This window comes from Methylomonas koyamae, from assembly GCF_001644025.1.
GTDB classification, from domain to species: Bacteria; Pseudomonadota; Gammaproteobacteria; order Methylococcales; family Methylomonadaceae; genus Methylomonas; species Methylomonas koyamae_A.
In genome coordinates this window covers 1-16612 of record NZ_LUUK01000172.1, presented here as the reverse complement: position 1 = coordinate 16612, position 16612 = coordinate 1, and the positions used below count along the sequence as shown (strand labels likewise).

Below are 16612 nucleotides of genomic sequence, written 5' to 3'. Positions count from 1 at the left end.
AGCAAGGCATTTGGCGCCGTTCCGATCAGTGGATGCTCAACGTCGCGATAGCCGATTCCGACATCGATTCTCACGCCAATGCGGTTTTCCGAGCTGTGCGGGTTGTCCGGACCAAGGGGGCATACGCCGACTCGGTCCGAGGCGCTTGTGGCGCTAGTGGGCAATGGAAGCTTTCTAGCGTATTTGTTATGCAGACGTCGGCGGCAAATTGTCTTATGATTCTCGCGCTTGGATCAAGCTCCAACTTTCGGCGAGGGTGTCTGATGAATCGAGGTATGGCTTTGAAAATCGGCTTGGTGGTCTTGCTGTCGGGATGTGCTAAACCCGGCTTGCAGACCGGAGGCAGCGGTAATCTGGTGTCCGGATCGGCGGCGGGCGGGACCAGCGTCGATGCGAATAAAACGCTGGAGCGTTGCTCCAGCCCCATGGGGACCTTGGCGGTCAGCGACGGCCGCATCACCGGCGCGCAGGCGGTGACGACAGTCGATCCGTTGATCCGCTTGGCGGTGCAACAATCCAATTGTTTTGTGATTACCGCGATCGGCAACACCGCCACGCGGGCGTTGATCAACGAAATCGTCGGCGAACAGCGCAATTCCGGCGAATACCGGGCCGGATCCAAACAGCATAAAGGTCAGCGGGTCGCCGCCGATTATCTGATGGAACCGCAAGTGATCGTGTTGAACGAATCGACCGAAGGGCATCGGGCGGGCGCCTTTGGCACCGGCTACCGCCATTACTCGCCGCCGGGGCAAATTTCGTTGGGCGGCATTCTGGCCGACTCGCTGGCCGCCACGATGGCGGACGCTGCCGATAAACGGACCACCGATGTGACCCTGACCTTGACCGATATTCGCTCGACCGTGCAGATCGGCATCTCGCAAGGCAGCGCCACCGCCAACCGTTTGCAAACCAACGGCTGGGGCGGCTATTTGGGGGACAGCGTTGGCGCGGTGGTCGGTTTGGCGAGCTTCAAAAACACGCCCGAAGGTTTGTCCACGGCGGCGGCGTTTTTGGATGCCTACAATCAACTGGTCGTCGCGGTTAAAAACTACAAGGCGCAGGAAATCAAGAGCGGTGCCGGTACCGGCGGCGTGTTGAATCTTCAATAGCGACGGGGCGGAATGGCTTGGACCGGCTACGCACCGCGTACCGCTCGAAGTCGCGGCTCGCGATTCAGTGCCCGCGCCGGCTTTCCTGAAACGCCAGATACAGGCGCAGATCGAACTCCAGTTGGTGATAGTCCGGTTCCATGTGGCGGCACAGTTGGTAAAAGGCTTTGTTGTGGTCTTTTTCGCGCAAATGGGCCAGCTCATGGACCACGATGGCGCGCAGGAAGGCGGCCGGCGCGGTTTTGAAAACCGCGCCGATGCGGATTTCGGTTTTGGCCTTGAGTTTGCCGCCTTGCACCCTGGCGACGACGCTGTGCAAGCCCAATGCTTGATGAACGATGTCCAGTTTGTCGTCGTAGACGATTTTGCTGAGCGGAGCGGATTGACGCAAATATTGGCTTTTCAAGTCCGTCACGTAGTGATAAAGCGCCTTGTCGGTTTGGACGTGGTGAGTCCGCGGGTATTTGTCGGCCAGCCAGTCGCCCAGCTTGCCGCTGGTCAGCCATTGTTCGGCGCGCTCGACCAATTCGGCCGGATAACCGTTTAAATATTTGGAAACCGGGGTGTGCATTGGACCGAGAGGCTTATCGGGCCGGAACCGGCGCGGTCTCTGGGGAAGCGGCGGCGTCGGCCGGCTTGATTCGGCTGCCCTCGCGTAATTTGTCGCTGCCGCCCACGACCAGGACATCGCCGGGAGCGAGGCCTTCCAAAACGGCAACGCGGTCGGCGTCGACCGGCCCGGTCTTGATCGGCCGAATCGTGACGGTTCGGTCGGGTTTAACCCAGTAAACGAAATCGCCGTTGGCGCCGTGCTGAATGGCGGTGGCCGGGGCTAGCGTCGCGGCGGGTAAGGTGTCCAGCCGCAGCCGGATATTGACGAACTGGTTGGCGTACAGTCCGCGCTCGGCGTTGTCGAACCAGGCCTTGAGTTTCAGGGTGCCGGTGGCGGTATCGATTTGGTTGTCCACCGCCAGCAATTTGCCGTCGGCCAATTTGCGCAGGCCGGAGCGGTCGAAGGCTTCCACCGTCAGATTGCGTTCGCTACGCCAGCGGCGCATCACCGCCGGCACCTGATCCTCGGGCAGCGTGAACAGCACGGTGATCGGTTGAATTTGGGCGATAACGGCCAGACCGGTGGTGTCGCCGGCGCGGACGATGTTGCCTTTATCCACCAGCCGCAGGCCGATTTGACCGGCGATTGGCGCGACGATGCGGGTGTAGTCGAGTTGGAGCTTGGCGTTGTTGACTTGCGCTCGGTCCATTTCGACGGTGCCCCGGTATTGGCGTACCAGTGCCTCCTGGGTGGCGGTTTGCTGGGCGGCGATTGAATCCTGTGCCAGCAGGGTACGATAGCGCTGCAAATCCTGCTCGGCATTGCTCAACAGTGCTTCATCCCGCATCAGTTGGCCCTCGGCCTGGTGCAATTGCACCTGATAAGGGCGGGGATCGATCTCGGCCAGCAGTTCGCCGGCTTGTACGGTTTGGCCCTCCCGGAAGGCTACCTTGACCAGTTCGCCGTCCACTCGGCTTTTGATCGTCACGGTTTGTAGCGGGGTGACGGTGCCCAGGCCGTGCAGATAAATCGGCAGGTCGCCTTGGTTGACGGTGGCGGTGGTGACGCTGGCCGCTGGTGTGTCCCCAGCGCCGGTCAAGCCGGGTCGCTCTCTAGGTTCTTCGGTGGCGTGCAGGCGCCAGTAGCCGTAGCCGGCGGTCAGCGCGAACAGCAGCGCGGCGGTCGGCCAACCTGACCGGCCGGCGGCGCGGGTTTCGGGAGGTCGTGGATTGTCCATGCGGGCTTACCGTGGTGTCCTTGTCGGCGGGGCGGAGTGGCCCGGCGACTTCGAGGCGTTGTCATAAAAAAGGCATCCGGTGGATGCCTTTTCCAAACCTCGGGCCGGCCGCGCCTTAATCGTAGTGATAGTGTTTGCGTAGCGGTTTGACTACTTCCCAATGACTGTCCAAACCGGCTTGAAAGATCACCAGATCGCCGGGGACGATGCGCACCGCTTCGCCGCCGGTCGGCGTGACCAAGATTTCGCCGTCCAGGACGTAGGCGGTTTCGGTTTCGTCGAAATCGATCGTGAATTTGGACACTTCTTTTTCCCAGATCGGCCATTCGGAGACGCCCAATTCCTGTAAACGCTCCTCGCTGGGATTGTGTTCGATAATAATCTGACTCATGACTTCCTTTCGGGTTCGGGTGGTAAGAGGGTTTGATTCTACCATTGTCGGCGGCGCGGGGCCACGCGGCCGCGTGCTAGAATGGCTCGGTAATTTTAGTCAAGCGGGGCCGGGCGTCACAGTTCGAGTCCGGCACATTTCGGGCGGGGGCCGATTTTGAAGACTCTACAACACGTCAATATGCACGAGGCGATCGCCGCGTTGAGCGGCGCTCTGGACCTGGTGGGCGTCGACGAAGTCCGCCACGGTAAAAGGGTGGCCATGATCGCGCGCGGCGTTGCCGATCGTCTGGGTTGGTCGGCCACCGATCGGATGGCGATGTTGCATGCCGGCATGTTGCACGATTGCGGCGTGTCGCGGATTCACGAGCACCGTCAGTTGACCGAGACGCTGGAATGGGACGGCGCGGAAGATCATTGCATCCGCGGCGCCGAGTATTTGGCGGCCTGCCGGCCGGTTGCCCATCTGGCCGACGACATTCGCTATCACCACACCCGTTGGCGGACCTTGCTGGAATTGCCGCTGGCGCCGGACTTGCGCTTGCGGACCAATTTGCTGTTTCTGGCCGATCGTATTGATGTGCTGCAGGCGCCGTTCTTGAATAGCGAGCATATTCTGAACGAATTTTCGAATATCATCGCCCGGATTCGCGGTTTGGCCGGCTTGCTGTTTTGCCCGGAATTGGTCGAGGCGTTCGCCGAGTTGGCGGAGGTCGAGGCGTTCTGGCTGGCGATGGAGCCGGAATACCTCGACGAGGACTTGCGCGTGATTGGCGCCGGTTTGGAACCGGTGTTGCTGGACATGGCCGAGCTTAAAGATTTGGCGACTTTGTTTTCCCGCGTGGTCGACGCCAAGACCCCATTTACCGACGAGCATTCGCAGCGGGTGGCGTTGATAGCCCGCGAATTGGGCGCCGATTTCGGATTATCCGGTTGCCATCTGGAGCAGATTGAAATCGCCGGCTTGCTGCACGACATCGGCAAACTGCGCGTGTCCGAGGACATCATCAATAAGCCGGGAGGCTTGACGCCGTCCGAACGGGCGACGATGCACCGGCACAGTTACGATACCTTCAGGATTTTACTGCGGGTGTTCGCCGATTCCAAAATCCCGATTTGGGCCGGCTATCACCATGAAACCCTGGTGGGAGACGGTTATCCGTTCCGTAGTCAGCCCAAGGAATTGGATTTGGAATGCCGGATCATCGCGGTGGCCGATATTTTTCAGGCATTGATTCAGGTACGGCCTTACCGTCCCAGCGTGACGGCGGAAGAAGCTTTGGCTGATTTGCGCCGGCGCGTCGCGGAAGGCAAGCTGGACCCGGACGTAGTCGGCAAGTTGGCGGCGCGCGCGGAGGCTTACTATCAATTGGCGAGTGCCTGACGCTAGACTGTCGGCGACCGACTCTGTCTTGACCAAGGTTCTGGTACTCGCTCGGCAGCGGAGACCGCTCGAAAAGGCAGGATTTGTAGGGAGAAGGGCGTTTGTCGTTCGCGGCGTTCGTCGGAAAGACCAAAACTCTTCCGGTGCCGGAGAGCCTTCCAGCACGGCTAAATCCCGGCCTACGCCACCGGCTTTCATTTTTCGTGGGGATGCAGGGGGAGGGACCGTTAGGTTAGCGCCGGTCGCGGCGGCGGTCCTCGCCGTCTTCGCGCGGCGATTCGTTAATGGCTTGTAGCGGATCGAAGCCCAGTGCGTCGGGCGGTCGGCGCCTGTCCAGCAATTGTCGGCGATCGTTCGGAGACGGCCGGTGCGGGTAAACCCGAATGCCGGTTATCGTTTGCAAGTTGCGCAATTGTGGATTGGGATTCAGATAGTCCGCCAGCCAGACCGCGAACAGACCCGCCCCCACGCTGGCGGCCAACGCGATCGCGGCGGCCAGCCAATAATCCGGTCGAATCGGTTCGGTCGGCAGGGTTGCCCAATCGATCACGCTCAATTGCGGATGGGTCTGGCGCTGTTTGACTTCGATGTCCGCCAAGCGCTGCTTGGTGTCTTGCTGCAGTTTTTCCAGGCCTTCCAGTTCTTGCAGCATCGCTTGGTATTTTTCGAATTGTCCAGTGTATTCGGCGGCTTTTTGCTTGTGTTGAGCCAGTTGCTTTTGCAAATCCGCGACGGTGCGTCGGGCGGCCACGTAGGCGGTGTTTGCTTCCTGCAACATGAAATCGGTGCCGCTATGCTCTTTTTCGCTGATCTTGGCATCGAGTTCGCTCAACTGCTGTTTGACGATTTTCATGGTCGGATGAAAATCGATGTAATGCTCGGTGTAGCGGCCGCGCAGGTTTTCCAGTTTGTCGCGCAAGCGCTCCGCGGTTTCTTGCAGAACCGCCAAACTGCGGCTGTCTTGGTTCGGAATTACCGGCCGACCTTCTTCGATCGCGGCGCGGATCGCTCCGACTTTCGCTTTCGCCTTGGCTTCTTCTTCCAGCGCGTTATTCAGGGAGGCGTTGAGACCCTGCAGGCGGGCGTGGGCTTGGTTGTCGCTACTATCTTGGGACAGAATATTGTGGGTTAGTCGGAACTGATCCAATTCGCGGCGTTTTGCCGACAACAATAGTCCCACCCGATCCAGTTCGCCGTCCAGGGTCGCCGTGGATTGGGCGGTGACTTGGCGAATGTAGTCTTCGCGGAGTTGTCGATAAGTTTCTATCCAGGCGTTCAGAATCACCTGCAGTTTTCCAGGGTCGTAGCCTTCGGCGTGTAATTTAATCAGATTGCTGTCGGCCACCGGCGTGGCGCCCAGCATCTTATGCAGATCCGCGACGTCTGTCGGCGCGGACCGCTCGCTGAGACGCGCGGCGGTTTTTTCGAGGATGTCCTGGCCGAGCAAGACCTGGGCCTGGATGCCGGTCTGTTGCGGATCGGCCTCGGCCGGCGCTTGGTCGACCTGGGCGGATTCGCTGGTCAATACCGAAGCCTCGCTACGGTATATGGCCGGTTGCATAAAAATCAGAATTTGAGAAATCGTAAACAACGGCAGGAAGGCCAGCAAAAACAAGCTGATGCGCTGCGGAATTCTTAATGGCGGTGTTGGGTACGCGTTAGCGTATTGTCGGAACGATTTGAGAAACATCGCTGTGTTCTCCTCATGTCGGCACAAATTACGGTGGTTCTTGCGGCCGGCGCATGTGCCGGACCGTGCGGTGGAGCTGGGCCGAAGCAAGGCGCCGGAAGATCGCCGGCGTGGCTGGAAAGGGCAGGGAGGTCCGCCGAGGTACGCAGTGTAACGCAATCGGCGGCGAGTGTAATCGGGTTTTCCAGGTTGTCGGGCGACGTGCGTCGGCTATAGTCCTATTCATGTATTGCGATGGGCGTTTGCGCGCCGCCGGGAATAGCGGTGGATGGGGAAAGGGGAGAAGCGTTGGCTCGCCCACGGTGCGCCGCGATGCGAGCGGTCTTGGAATGGCACGGCGGCGGATTCGCAAAATGTGCGAGACAAATCAATATTTTGTGGCATCCAAGCGTGTTAGGCCGGTCGATCTATTGCACAATGCCGGCTCGATTTTGGTGGGGTCTATGTCTGCGAATAAAGCTGGAATAATCAGAATGCATGTTTACGAACTCAGAGTCGGAATGTGCGTATGCGAGTTGGAAGCACCGAAAGGCGAAAATCCGTTTATGCTGGATCGCATTGTCATCGAAAGCCATGCGGATATTCAGGCCATACAGGCGGTTTGCGATTACGTTTATATCGACGTCAAGTTTCAAAAAGACCATACCGGAGCCATTCCGACTCGCTCGACCGAGGCGCGCAAACAGCTCAGTTTTGCCCGTTCTTTCGAACAGACCGCCGTCACCTTTCAGCGCGTCGGCAATTTGATTAAGACCGTGCTGGACGATATTCGCTTCGGCAATCAATTCAATACCGAGGCAGTCAAGCAAGCGGTTGCCGAATGTGTCGACCAAGTGCTGGAACATCCCGAAACCATGTTATTGCTGACCCAGTTGAAGGACCAGGATCAATACACCGCTCAACACTGTATGAATGTGTGCATTTTGGCGATCCTGCTCGGCAGGGAATTGAAGTATTCGGTCGAAGACCTCAACAAGATCGGCTTTTGCGGGTTGATGCACGACGTCGGCAAAATGAAGGTGCCGTTGGAGATTTTGAACAAGCCCGGCAAGCTCGACAAGTTCGAACTGGACATCATGCGCAATCACACGGTCTACGGCCGCAACGTGTTGATGTCGGCCAGAGGGGCATTCCCCGGCGCGGTCGATGTCGCGCACAATCACCATGAACAACTAAACGGCGGCGGTTACCCGCGCGGCTTGGATAAATCGGCGTTGTCCGATTTCACCAAAATGGTTGCCGTCGTCGATACCTACGACGCAATGACCAGCGACCGGGTTTATCAGCACGGTCAACCGCATTTGATTGCGTTGGGCACGCTGGTCAAGGGGATGAGCCAACGTTACGAAGCCCATTACGTCACGCATTTCATTAACTGCATCGGCTTTTATCCGCAGGGCAATGCCGTCGAATTGAGTAGCGGCGAAATCGGCATCGTGGTCGAACAAAACAAGGCCGATCGTTTGAAACCAAAGATATTGATCGTCAAGGATAGCCAGCGTAGCGACATCGAGCCCCGGTTGCTGGACTTGGCCAAACCGGTGGCCGATCCACAGGGAAACCGCTATGCCGTCAAGCAAGTGGTGCGAGCCAAGGATTATCGGTTGGATTTGAACGAATATTACCGGGATGGCTTGTTCGTCAAGGACTACGCCATAGCCGGAGCCTAGGGGCGCGGCGGACGGCTGGCATGATCAAAAAAATTAACGCCGAGCAGCTGGAGATCGGGATGTATATCGTCGATACCGATCGAAAATGGCTGGACTTGCCGTTTTTTCGAACCCGCTTTCCGGTGACCTCGGCCAAACAAGTCGCGACCTTGCGCGAGTATTGCCGGTTTGTGTGCATTGACACCGCCAAAGGCAAGGATATTAGCGATTCGCCGCCGGCCGGCGCGATTCCCTCGAGCGCGGATCTGGATACGACGACTTGGGAAGGCTGTTACGCGGCGGTTCGTCTCGGCTACGCCGACGTTTTGCGGCGCGCGGCGGCGGAAAATACGCTGGATTTTGCGACGGTTGATAAGCTGGCGGCGGAGTTGGAGCAGGGGATTTCGCCGGACTCCGGGCGGGTTTGGGGGGGCTTGATGCGCGACACCCAACCGGACCCGGCCGCGAAAGCGGTCAATGCCGCCGCGTTGGCGTTGGTTTGGGGGCTGGCGACAGGACTGTCGGCCGAGGCTTTAAGACACTTGGGCAGCGGCGCGCTGTTACTCGACATTGGCCTACAACGTTTGCCGGACGCGATACGAGCGGCCGAGCGGCCCCTGGATGCCGGCGAAACGGCTTTGTTTCGGCAGCATCCGCAATGCGGACGCGATATGTTGCTGGCGGCTTCCGACGTACCGATCGAGGTATTGGACATCGTGCTAAAGCACCATGAACGAGCGGACGGCAGCGGCTATCCGCGCGGACTCGGCGGGGGAGATTTGAGCAGAGCGGGGCAAATCGCGGCGATGGCCGCCGAGTGCGAGGATTTGTGCTGGGAACACGCCGGTCGCCCGGCGATGAGCGGTTTACAAGCCTTGGCAAGCATTTATAACGCCGGAGCGCGGCTATTCGACGGCGATTTGACGGCCGATTTCGTGCGGGCGCTAGGCGTTTGGCCGCCGGGTTGTTTGGTCGAACTGGCCGGCGGCGAGTTGGCCGTGGTTGGAGACATTCCGGCATCCGAATTCGGCGCGCTTAGCCTAAGGCCGGTCACCAATTCGGCGAAGGAGTTGCTTGATTTTGCCGCCGATCCCAATCGCACGGTGAGGGTATCGGCGAGTGAAATCGTCCGCATACTGTCGTTGGCGGACCCGATTGCCCGATTTGTCCGCTATTACCTGCGGCAATGCGGGGGCCATTAAAGCCGTCGGCGAAACTTAGCCCGGTTGGCTTTTAGCGCGGGCCGGCAGCAAGCTTCTCGCCAACTCCACGACACTGTCGGCCTTGATTTGATTGATCGAGAAATCCAGCTTGTTCAGTTTGAAGGGGTCGACGACGGACGGCGACTTCAACACCTTGTTGATGGCCGTCTGGTAAACTCGGCTGACCGGCGTCGGTCCGAACAGCGTAATCGATGGCCGGTTCAAACCCCAAGCCATGTGGGTCGGTCCGGTGTCGTTGCCGATCAACAGGTCGCAACGGGCAATCGCGGCCTTTAGGTCGTTAAAACTCAGTTTCGGCAGCGGCCGCGCCAGACTACGTTCGGCCAGCCATTGCGCCATCCAGTGTTCTTGCTGGCTGCCCCAGCAAATCAGCATATTAGCTTCCAAGCCGAAAATGACCCGCAGGTACTGCTCCAGCGGATAATTGCGGCTGGCCCAGGTCGAGCCGATCACCAAAATGACGTTGGCTTGGTCCGGTGCGAAGTACTCGTTCAACTCGGCGGTCGGCGGCGTGAAGTACAGAAAGGGTTGTTTGGCTAAAATCCGGTCGGGGCCGATGTCCAGGCCCAGCGGTTGGGTCAGCACCGCGACGTTGCGGTCTATCGTGTTGGCATCGTAGGGAAACGCCACGGTTTCCCGATAAAACCAGGCCGCGAATTTCTCCCGGATCGAATCGCGGTCGAATCCGACGCAATTGGCCGACAACAGGCGCGCGACCAGCGCCGATTTAATTAAGCCTTGGGCGTCGATGACCAGATCGTAATTCGCGGCGGCATAGCCGCGCACCTTGGCAATTTCGCTAAAAATCGCGGCTTTGTTCGATTTCAGCGCTTTCAGATTGACGGTCAGGACTCGGTTGACGTGCGGATTGTGCTCGATGACACCGGCAAAGCCAGCCTCGACGATCCAGTCGATTTCACTATCGGGCAGGGCGGCCTTGATAAATTGCAGCGCGACCATCGCATGGACGATGTCGCCCAGAGCGGACAGTTTGACGATGGCGATTTTCATCCGCTCAGGGGGCGAGTAGCGCTAATACCCGTTCCGGCGCGATGTCGGCCAGACAGCGGGTGTGACCGAGTGGGCAGTCACGCTGGAAACACGGCGAGCAGTCCAGGCCCAGGGTCAGAATTCGTGCGTTGGGGTGTAAAGGCGGCGTGAATCCCGGATCGGACGAGCCGTACAGCGCGACGACCGGCTTGTCCAGGGCGGCGGCGACGTGCATCAAGCCCGAGTCGTTGCTGACGACCGCATCGGCCAGCGACAGTAAATCGACCGCTTCGGCCAGCGCGGTTGCGCCGGCGAAATTGCGGCAAACCCTGCCTGTCAGATCGTTGATGGCGTTAGCCACTTCGCGGTCCTTATCCGATCCGAACAGCCATACCTGCCAACCCTCCGCGTGTTTGGCCTTGGCGACGGCGGCGAAATGCTCGGCCGGCCAGCGTTTGGCCGGACCGTATTCGGCACCGGGGCAGAGCGCCAAGATGTTAGTGTCGGTCGCCACCTCAAACTGGTCTGCGACTCGCTGTCGTTGTTCGGCGGTTATCGCCAATTTCGGAAACGCATAGGCCGGCGGTTGTTCGGCGTCGGCCGGCAGGCCCAGCGCGACGAAGCGTTGCACCGTCATCGTCAAGCGGCGCTTATTCAGCCGGCGAGCGTCGTTCAGCAAGCCCCAGCGCAGTTCGCCGAGATAGCCGGTGCGTTGGGGAATACCGGCGAAAAACGGTATAAAAGCCGACTTCCACGAGTTAGGCAGGACGATGGCCCGGTCATAACGCCCGCGAATTGACCGGCCCAGTCTAAAACGCGCGCTCAGCCCGAACTCGCCGTGCCCCAACGGCATCGCGATGCCGTCGCGCACTTCCGGCATCCGCGCCAACAGAGGCAGCGACCAGGCCGGCGCCAGGACGTCGATGTGACACTCGGGGTGTTGTTGCTGGAGGGCGATGAACAGGCTTTGGGCCATCACCATGTCGCCGACCCAGGACGGGCCGACGACCAGGATGCGATGCGGGGAAGGCACGTTGGCTTAGGACACCAAGCTCAACCACTCCTTGCGGTCGGCGCGGCGGCCGTGAACGTAATCGAAGTACAAGGCTTGCAGTTTTTCGGTGACAGGTCCCCGGCTGCCGGAACCGATGTCGCGGTTGTCGTACTGGCGGATCGGCGTCACTTCTGCGGCGGAGCCGGTAAAGAAGGCTTCGTCGGCCACGTAAACTTCGTCGCGGGTAATGCGTTTTTCGATGACTTCGTAGCCTTGCTCGCGAGCGATCGTGATCAAGGTATCGCGGGTGATGCCTTCCAACGCCGAGGTGGTTTCCGGCGTGTACAGCTTGCCGTTGCGGACGATGAACAGGTTCTCGCCGCTGCCTTCGGCGCAGAAGCCTTCATGGTCCAGCAACAGCGCTTCGTCGTAACCGGTGGACAAGGCTTCCTGAAGCGCCAGGATGGAGTTGATGTAATTACCGTTGGCCTTGGCCTTGCACATGGTGCTGTTGACGTGGTTGCGGGTATAGGACGAGGTACGGATGCGAATGCCTTTTTCCATGTTTTCCGCGCCCAGATACGCGCCCCAGGTCCAGGCGGCAACCATCACGTGTACTTTCAGGTTGTCGGCGCGCAATCCCATGCCTTCGGAGCCGAAGAACACCATGCTGCGGATGTAGGCACTGTCCAGGTTGTTCTTGGCGACCGCGTCGCGGTGAGCCTGATTGATTTCGTCCTTGGAAAACGGCATTTTCATGTTCATGATATGCGCGGAACGGTACAGGCGGTCGGTATGCTCGGCCAGTTTGAAAATCGCGGTGCCGGCGTCGGTTTTATAGGCGCGCAAGCCTTCGAAGACGCCGCAGCCGTAATGCAGGGTATGAGTCAGTACATGCACTTTCGCATCGCGCCAAGCGACCCATTGGCCGTCTAGCCATATCCAACCGTCTCTGTCATCCATCGTTGTCATCGTCTGAACCTGCTGTGTTGTTGAGTTAGCGCGCCGCTACGGCGAGAATCGGGCGCAAATTGTACTATAAACCCGACAATCGCGGCACTGGTCGGGCACGCCGGGCGGTTTTCGCCAACCGGGCCATTCTCCAGCGCCGCGTTTACCAAAATTTACCTTTCCAGGCATGGTTTTACGCGCCTTGCCGGTTAAAATTCATCCACGGTCGCTCCGTAGCGGATATTCAGGGGGCGGCGTTTGCGATCGACTTTAACAATCAGGAGGAAGCATGTGCAGTGAAAGGAAATGGGCCGGAGTTGCCGCCGGTTTGATGCTGGCGGTCGGTCAGGCCGACGCCGCATCGTTTCAGATCAATTTGAACTTTAGCGGCTTGACCAGCGAACAGGAAAGCTATTTCCAAGACGCCGCCGGATTTTGGGAATCCATTATCACCGGCTACGATAGCGCGGTAACTGATCAACGCATCAACGGCGTCACGATCAGCGCCTCGGCGGCGGCCATCGACGGTAGCGGCGGAACCCTCGGCTCGGCCGGACCTACCCAGACCTGGCAAACCAGTCGTTACAACACCGGCGGCTACTCGCTTACCCGGCTTGGCGACATGAAATTCGATACCGCCGACATCGCCAACATGATCAGCAACGGCACGTTCTTATCGGTGATCGAGCACGAAATGGCTCACGTGCTGGGCTTTGGTACCTTGTGGGAAGCCAATGGCTTATACACCAGCGGCAGCGGCCAATACACCGGCGAATATGGGGTGGCGGCCTACCGTAGCGAATTCGGTCAAGCCGGCGCGACTTACGTACCGGTGGAACAGGGCGGCGGCAGCGGTACCGCCGACGGCCATTGGAACGAGGTCGACAAAGGTGCCGCCAATACCGGCATCGTCGATACCGAAGGCCACGACATGCGTTACGAACTGATGACCGGCTGGCTGAATGCGCCTGCCTTTTTGAGTAATACCACGATACAGTCGTTCCGCGACCTGGGTTATTCCGTGGTCGCGCCGGTGCCGCTGCCGGCTTCGCTATGGATGTTCGCGGGCGCGCTGCTGGGATTCGTCGGATTGCCCGGCCGACGCCGGCCGGCTTGATGGCGGGCGCGGGTAGCGGTCGGCATCGGCGCGCATCCGGCTGCTCGGCCCGCCGATGGTGGCGGGCGTTTCCGGCGCGGGTCTGGCTGGTATTGGGTCTGGCGTTGTCGGGGCCGGCCGGGGCTGGCGGGTATGCGTTGCCGGCCGACGCCGACGCGGTGATACTGCGTTTCGATTTGGCCGGCGGAATGCAGTCCCGGCCGGCCGACTCGCCGTTACTGACGTTGACGGCCGGCGGCCGCTTGACCGGGTCCGCCGCCTGGTTCGGCGACGGCGCGGATCGCAGCCGCCAACTGGCGCCGGCCGAGGTGCAAGCCTTGTTGACGTATCTGCTGGCCGACCAGCGCTTGCCCGATCTTGCCGCCGCCTCGATCGCCGAACGGATACGGGCCTTGCGGGCCGCCGACGGGCGTTTATTCAATATCGCCGACGCGCCAACCACGCGCATCGAGCTGGCGTTACCGGAACACCGGCACAGCGTCGAATTTTACGCGGTCGATGCCGGCGCCAGCCAATTTCCGGAGATCGCCGAGTTACAGCGGTTGCGGGCGATCCAAAACCGCTTGCGCGAAGTGCTGGACAGTCTGCGTTAAAGCTCGGCCAATACCGCCAGCGCTTCCTGAATGTTGCTGACCGCGTGTATCTCCAGATTCTTGATAGGGTCCTTGGGCTTGTTGCTCTTAGGAATAATCGCCTTCTTGAAGCCGTGCTTGGCGGCTTCGTTGAGCCGAGCATGGCCGTTGGCGACCGGGCGGATCTCGCCGTTCAAGCCCACCTCGCCGAAAAACACCGTGTCGTAGGGAATGATGCGGTCTCTTAGGCTGGATACCACCCCGACCAGGATCGCCAGATCGGTGCTGGTTTCGGATACCTTGATGCCGCCGACCACGTTGGCGTAAATCTCGTCGTTGCCGGTGAAGATGCCGCCGTGGCGCGACAGCACGGCCAACAGCATTGCCAGCCGGTTTTGATCCAAACCCACCGCCAAGCGGCGCGGATTGCCGTATTGGCTTTCGGTGACCAAGGCCTGAATCTCCACCAGCAGCGGCCGCGTGCCTTCCCAGAGTACCGTCACGACGCTGCCCGGCGACGGCTTTTCCGCGCGGGATAAAAACATCGCCGACGGGTTTTTCACTTCCTTCAAACCGCTGCTTTCCATCGCGAAAAAGCCCAATTCGCCGACGCTGCCGAAACGGTTCTTGTCGGCGCGCAATACTCTAAAGCGCGAGTCGTCGGTGGACGACAACACCACTTGCGCATCGACGATATGGCTCAAGGTCATCGGCCCGGCCAGCGACTGGTCTTTGGTCACGTGACCGACCATGAAAAATGACACGCCACTGCGCTTGGCGTATTGGGTCAAATAGCTGGCGGATTCGCGCACCTGCGACACCGAGCCTGGCGCCGAATCGGAATCGGCGGTGTACATGACTTGAATCGAATCGATGATCACCACCTTGGGCTGTTCCTCGTCCAAGACTTGGCAAATCTGCTGTACCGAGGTTTCGGCCAGCATCTTGATGCCGACGGTATTCAATTGCAGACGGTGGGCGCGTTCGGCGATCTGCTGCAAGGACTCCTCGCCGGACACGTACAACACCGGCAAATGCCGGGCGATATGGGCGATGGCCTGCAACAGAATGGTGCTCTTGCCGGCCCCCGGCGCGCCGCCGATCAACACCACGCTACCGGTGACGATACCGCCGCCCAGCACCCGATCGAACTCGGCCAGGCCGCTGGAAATCCGCTCGGCCTGGGCCAAATTGACCTCGGACAGCAAACGCACCTCGCTGCGCGCGCCGGCGTAACCGGATTTGTCGCGCGCGGTCTTGCCGCCACCCAACTGCACCTCCTTGATGCTGTTCCACGCCCCGCACTGATTGCATTGCCCGGACCAGCCGGGATAATCGGCGCCGCACTCGGTGCAGACGTAGGCGGATTTGGTTTTTTTAGCCATAGCGATAAAGGTTTAACGATTTAGCCACAAGCCAGCCAAGTCATAGCCGAGTTGTTGGTGGTGTTTAATAGCGAGCGGATACATGCGTCGGCCGGTACAATTTGCTGTTGATGTCTTGCAAATTGGCGAGAAAGTGATCGGCAAAACCTACAGAGCGGTTCAAACGGATGCCGAATTTGCCCGAGCTTGTTTGATTTGCTTCAAGGCTTCGCGGGCATCCTGGTGGCACCCCGCCGCTACATCGGCCAATCCGCGTTCGATTTCATGCAATAACAATAAGTGGATATGCGCCCGTTCCAGGCGATGGTAACGATCCAAGCGTTCCGCGCCGATCAACGCCGCTACGCTTTCGCCGTTTTTTTTCTTGCCGGTTTGCGCCTCGCTCGCCCAAGCGGATAACTGAGTCCAGGCTTCGGAAAGCGGCACTATATCGGTGACGGCAATACTCATGGCGGCTCCTGATTCGTTGGCGCAAAATTTGGCTCGGTATTATGAGCCTTAGGTTGTCTTACATAGCAAAATTTTCCTGCTTTGCAGTTTTTCGACCGCTATCGGCATTGATGAAAAACCTGCGGTTCGGGCGGAAATCGGGTGACGCAGCAGCGCTAGCTAAGTTTCTAAGCTTGCGAGTGACTGATTGTCGCAGCTTTTAGGTCAGGCGCAGCCCCATTGCGGTCTATCGCCTGATCTGATTCAATGTCGGCAATGTGATGTTGGCCGGTACTACCTATTTGCCTTCGGTGGATATACGGAAACTTTCTAATAACTAGTTAGGCGTCACAAGTCCACCCTTCAGACCCGTTAACCAAGAGGACTACTCACATGTTCTGGCGCAAGAAGAAGCAAGACTCCCTGCCCTTGGAAGAACTGGCCGGAAATCTGATGTTCATGGCAACCGATCCGGATAAGAACTGGGAAGTCGCATCGGACTTTAGGAAGACCGACCTTCCAAACAATGCAGTAACCTGTGAGCTGTCATTTCTCATGGGAAGCATCTGTCGAGACATTATTCGAAACGAAGTTCGTCCGGAACTTCTGGACAAGGCCATATTGGCAGCCGAGAAGGTATACGTGAAGACCTTTGAAGCAGAGTCAAGCGAAGAGCTTCCACCGGAGATGCGTGCAGTATACGGAACCTCCTCACTTATACAAGTCGCTACAGCTGCGCTCAAGAGATATGGCACAGACGGCGACCTCTTGTCGGTTACGCTACCAACTTTTGTCAGCAGAATTCATGGGGATCCAAGAATGGCTCTTGAAATCAAGCCCTTGATTGAATCGCGCCTGAACATCCTTCAATCGGCCTTCAAGCAACTCTTGCCTGCCAACGCAAAGTGACGTCTAACGTAAGCGATCTTTGAAGGA

The 16612-nt window shown here is 59.0% G+C and carries 16 protein-coding genes; 7 read left to right on the top strand and 9 right to left on the bottom strand.

Annotated features, from left to right (window positions below; genetic code table 11):
- Positions 1–275: 275 nt before the first annotated feature.
- Positions 276–1112 carry a penicillin-binding protein activator LpoB gene (locus tag A1355_RS13115; protein WP_231883662.1) on the top strand — a complete coding sequence of 279 codons (837 nt, stop codon included), beginning with the start codon at positions 276–278 and terminating at the stop codon, positions 1110–1112.
- 64 nt (positions 1113–1176) lie between these two features.
- On the opposite strand, the gene A1355_RS13110 is transcribed toward A1355_RS13115, so the two are convergent.
- The 3 genes from A1355_RS13110 to A1355_RS13100 all read right to left on the bottom strand — a co-directional run bounded on the left by A1355_RS13110 (position 1177) and on the right by A1355_RS13100 (position 3293).
- The gene (locus A1355_RS13110) at positions 1177–1683 is read right to left on the bottom strand and encodes a M48 family metallopeptidase (protein WP_064028811.1); all 507 of its coding nucleotides are present in this window, start codon (positions 1681–1683) and stop codon (positions 1177–1179) included.
- 13 nt (positions 1684–1696) lie between these two features.
- Entirely contained in the window at positions 1697–2902 is a 1206-nt protein-coding gene (locus tag A1355_RS13105) for an MdtA/MuxA family multidrug efflux RND transporter periplasmic adaptor subunit (RefSeq protein WP_064028809.1), read from the bottom strand.
- A gap of 115 nt (positions 2903–3017) precedes the next feature.
- Positions 3018–3293 (bottom strand): cupin domain-containing protein, encoded by a 276-nt coding sequence (locus tag A1355_RS13100; RefSeq protein ID WP_064028806.1) that lies wholly within the window; start codon positions 3291–3293, stop codon positions 3018–3020.
- A 156-nt stretch (positions 3294–3449) separates the two neighbouring features.
- Here A1355_RS13100 and A1355_RS13095 point away from each other — a divergent pair, with 156 nt between their 5' ends.
- Positions 3450–4676: an HD-GYP domain-containing protein gene (locus A1355_RS13095; protein ID WP_231883661.1), complete on the top strand. Its 1227-nt coding sequence runs from the start codon at positions 3450–3452 to the stop codon at positions 4674–4676.
- Positions 4677–4908: 232 nt separating this feature from the next.
- Here A1355_RS13095 and A1355_RS13090 read toward each other — a convergent pair whose 3' ends face one another.
- Positions 4909–6366, bottom strand: coding sequence for a GumC family protein (locus A1355_RS13090; RefSeq protein WP_064028801.1), 1458 nt, complete (start codon positions 6364–6366; stop codon positions 4909–4911).
- Between the two features lie 473 nt (positions 6367–6839).
- On the opposite strand from A1355_RS13090, the gene A1355_RS13085 reads away from it, so the two are divergent.
- Positions 6840–8036 carry an HD-GYP domain-containing protein gene (locus tag A1355_RS13085; protein ID WP_197471804.1) on the top strand — a complete coding sequence of 399 codons (1197 nt, stop codon included), beginning with the start codon at positions 6840–6842 and terminating at the stop codon, positions 8034–8036.
- 20 nt (positions 8037–8056) lie between these two features.
- Positions 8057–9217: an HD-GYP domain-containing protein gene (locus A1355_RS13080; RefSeq protein WP_064028797.1), complete on the top strand. Its 1161-nt coding sequence runs from the start codon at positions 8057–8059 to the stop codon at positions 9215–9217.
- A gap of 15 nt (positions 9218–9232) precedes the next feature.
- Here the strand turns inward: A1355_RS13080 and waaC are convergent, their stop codons facing one another.
- The 3 genes from waaC to A1355_RS13065 are packed head-to-tail and all read right to left on the bottom strand — an operon-like array spanning position 9233 to position 12194.
- On the bottom strand, positions 9233–10249 hold the full coding sequence (gene waaC, locus A1355_RS13075) for a lipopolysaccharide heptosyltransferase I (protein WP_064028795.1): 1017 nt from the start codon (positions 10247–10249) through the stop codon (positions 9233–9235).
- 4 nt (positions 10250–10253) lie between these two features.
- Positions 10254–11210: a lipopolysaccharide heptosyltransferase II gene (gene waaF / locus A1355_RS13070; RefSeq protein WP_064028931.1), complete on the bottom strand. Its 957-nt coding sequence runs from the start codon at positions 11208–11210 to the stop codon at positions 10254–10256.
- Positions 11211–11267: 57 nt separating this feature from the next.
- Entirely contained in the window at positions 11268–12194 is a 927-nt protein-coding gene (locus A1355_RS13065) for a branched-chain amino acid transaminase (RefSeq protein WP_064028793.1), read from the bottom strand.
- A 268-nt stretch (positions 12195–12462) separates the two neighbouring features.
- Here A1355_RS13065 and A1355_RS13060 point away from each other — a divergent pair, with 268 nt between their 5' ends.
- On the top strand, positions 12463–13290 hold the full coding sequence (locus tag A1355_RS13060; RefSeq protein ID WP_064028791.1) for a leishmanolysin-related zinc metalloendopeptidase: 828 nt from the start codon (positions 12463–12465) through the stop codon (positions 13288–13290).
- On the top strand, positions 13290–13883 hold the full coding sequence (locus tag A1355_RS13055) for a hypothetical protein (RefSeq protein WP_064028789.1): 594 nt from the start codon (positions 13290–13292) through the stop codon (positions 13881–13883). The genes A1355_RS13060 and A1355_RS13055 overlap by 1 nt, the downstream gene beginning before the upstream one ends.
- On the opposite strand, the gene radA is transcribed toward A1355_RS13055, so the two are convergent.
- Together radA and A1355_RS13045 are read right to left on the bottom strand one after the other, a co-directional pair.
- Positions 13880–15247, bottom strand: a complete 1368-nt coding sequence (gene radA, locus A1355_RS13050; RefSeq protein WP_064028787.1) for a DNA repair protein RadA — start codon at positions 15245–15247, stop codon at positions 13880–13882. The two genes, A1355_RS13055 and radA, sit on opposite strands and share 4 nt — an antisense overlap.
- Positions 15248–15406: 159 nt before the next feature.
- The gene (locus A1355_RS13045) at positions 15407–15697 is read right to left on the bottom strand and encodes a hypothetical protein (RefSeq protein ID WP_064028785.1); all 291 of its coding nucleotides are present in this window, start codon (positions 15695–15697) and stop codon (positions 15407–15409) included.
- 372 nt (positions 15698–16069) lie between these two features.
- On the opposite strand from A1355_RS13045, the gene A1355_RS13040 reads away from it, so the two are divergent.
- Positions 16070–16585, top strand: a complete 516-nt coding sequence (locus A1355_RS13040) for a hypothetical protein (protein ID WP_064028783.1) — start codon at positions 16070–16072, stop codon at positions 16583–16585.
- Positions 16586–16612: the final 27 nt, after the last annotated feature.

Bases quoted from the DNA above. Each gene is read 5' to 3' on its own strand.
- A1355_RS13115 (WP_231883662.1), top strand. From the start codon at position 276: ATGGCTTTGAAAATCGGCTTGGTGGTCTTGCTGTCGGGATGTGCTAAA.
- A1355_RS13110 (WP_064028811.1), bottom strand. From the start codon at position 1,683: ATGCACACCCCGGTTTCCAAATATTTAAACGGTTATCCGGCCGAATTG.
- A1355_RS13105 (WP_064028809.1), bottom strand. From the start codon at position 2,902: ATGGACAATCCACGACCTCCCGAAACCCGCGCCGCCGGCCGGTCAGGT.
- A1355_RS13100 (WP_064028806.1), bottom strand. From the start codon at position 3,293: ATGAGTCAGATTATTATCGAACACAATCCCAGCGAGGAGCGTTTACAG.
- A1355_RS13090 (WP_064028801.1), bottom strand. From the start codon at position 6,366: ATGTTTCTCAAATCGTTCCGACAATACGCTAACGCGTACCCAACACCG.
- A1355_RS13085 (WP_197471804.1), top strand. From the start codon at position 6,840: ATGCATGTTTACGAACTCAGAGTCGGAATGTGCGTATGCGAGTTGGAA.
- A1355_RS13080 (WP_064028797.1), top strand. From the start codon at position 8,057: ATGATCAAAAAAATTAACGCCGAGCAGCTGGAGATCGGGATGTATATC.
- waaC (WP_064028795.1), bottom strand. From the start codon at position 10,249: ATGAAAATCGCCATCGTCAAACTGTCCGCTCTGGGCGACATCGTCCAT.
- waaF (WP_064028931.1), bottom strand. From the start codon at position 11,210: ATGGTGATGGCCCAAAGCCTGTTCATCGCCCTCCAGCAACAACACCCC.
- A1355_RS13065 (WP_064028793.1), bottom strand. From the start codon at position 12,194: ATGACAACGATGGATGACAGAGACGGTTGGATATGGCTAGACGGCCAA.
- A1355_RS13060 (WP_064028791.1), top strand. From the start codon at position 12,463: ATGTGCAGTGAAAGGAAATGGGCCGGAGTTGCCGCCGGTTTGATGCTG.
- A1355_RS13055 (WP_064028789.1), top strand. From the start codon at position 13,290: ATGGCGGGCGCGGGTAGCGGTCGGCATCGGCGCGCATCCGGCTGCTCG.
- radA (WP_064028787.1), bottom strand. From the start codon at position 15,247: ATGGCTAAAAAAACCAAATCCGCCTACGTCTGCACCGAGTGCGGCGCC.
- A1355_RS13045 (WP_064028785.1), bottom strand. From the start codon at position 15,697: ATGAGTATTGCCGTCACCGATATAGTGCCGCTTTCCGAAGCCTGGACT.
- A1355_RS13040 (WP_064028783.1), top strand. From the start codon at position 16,070: ATGTTCTGGCGCAAGAAGAAGCAAGACTCCCTGCCCTTGGAAGAACTG.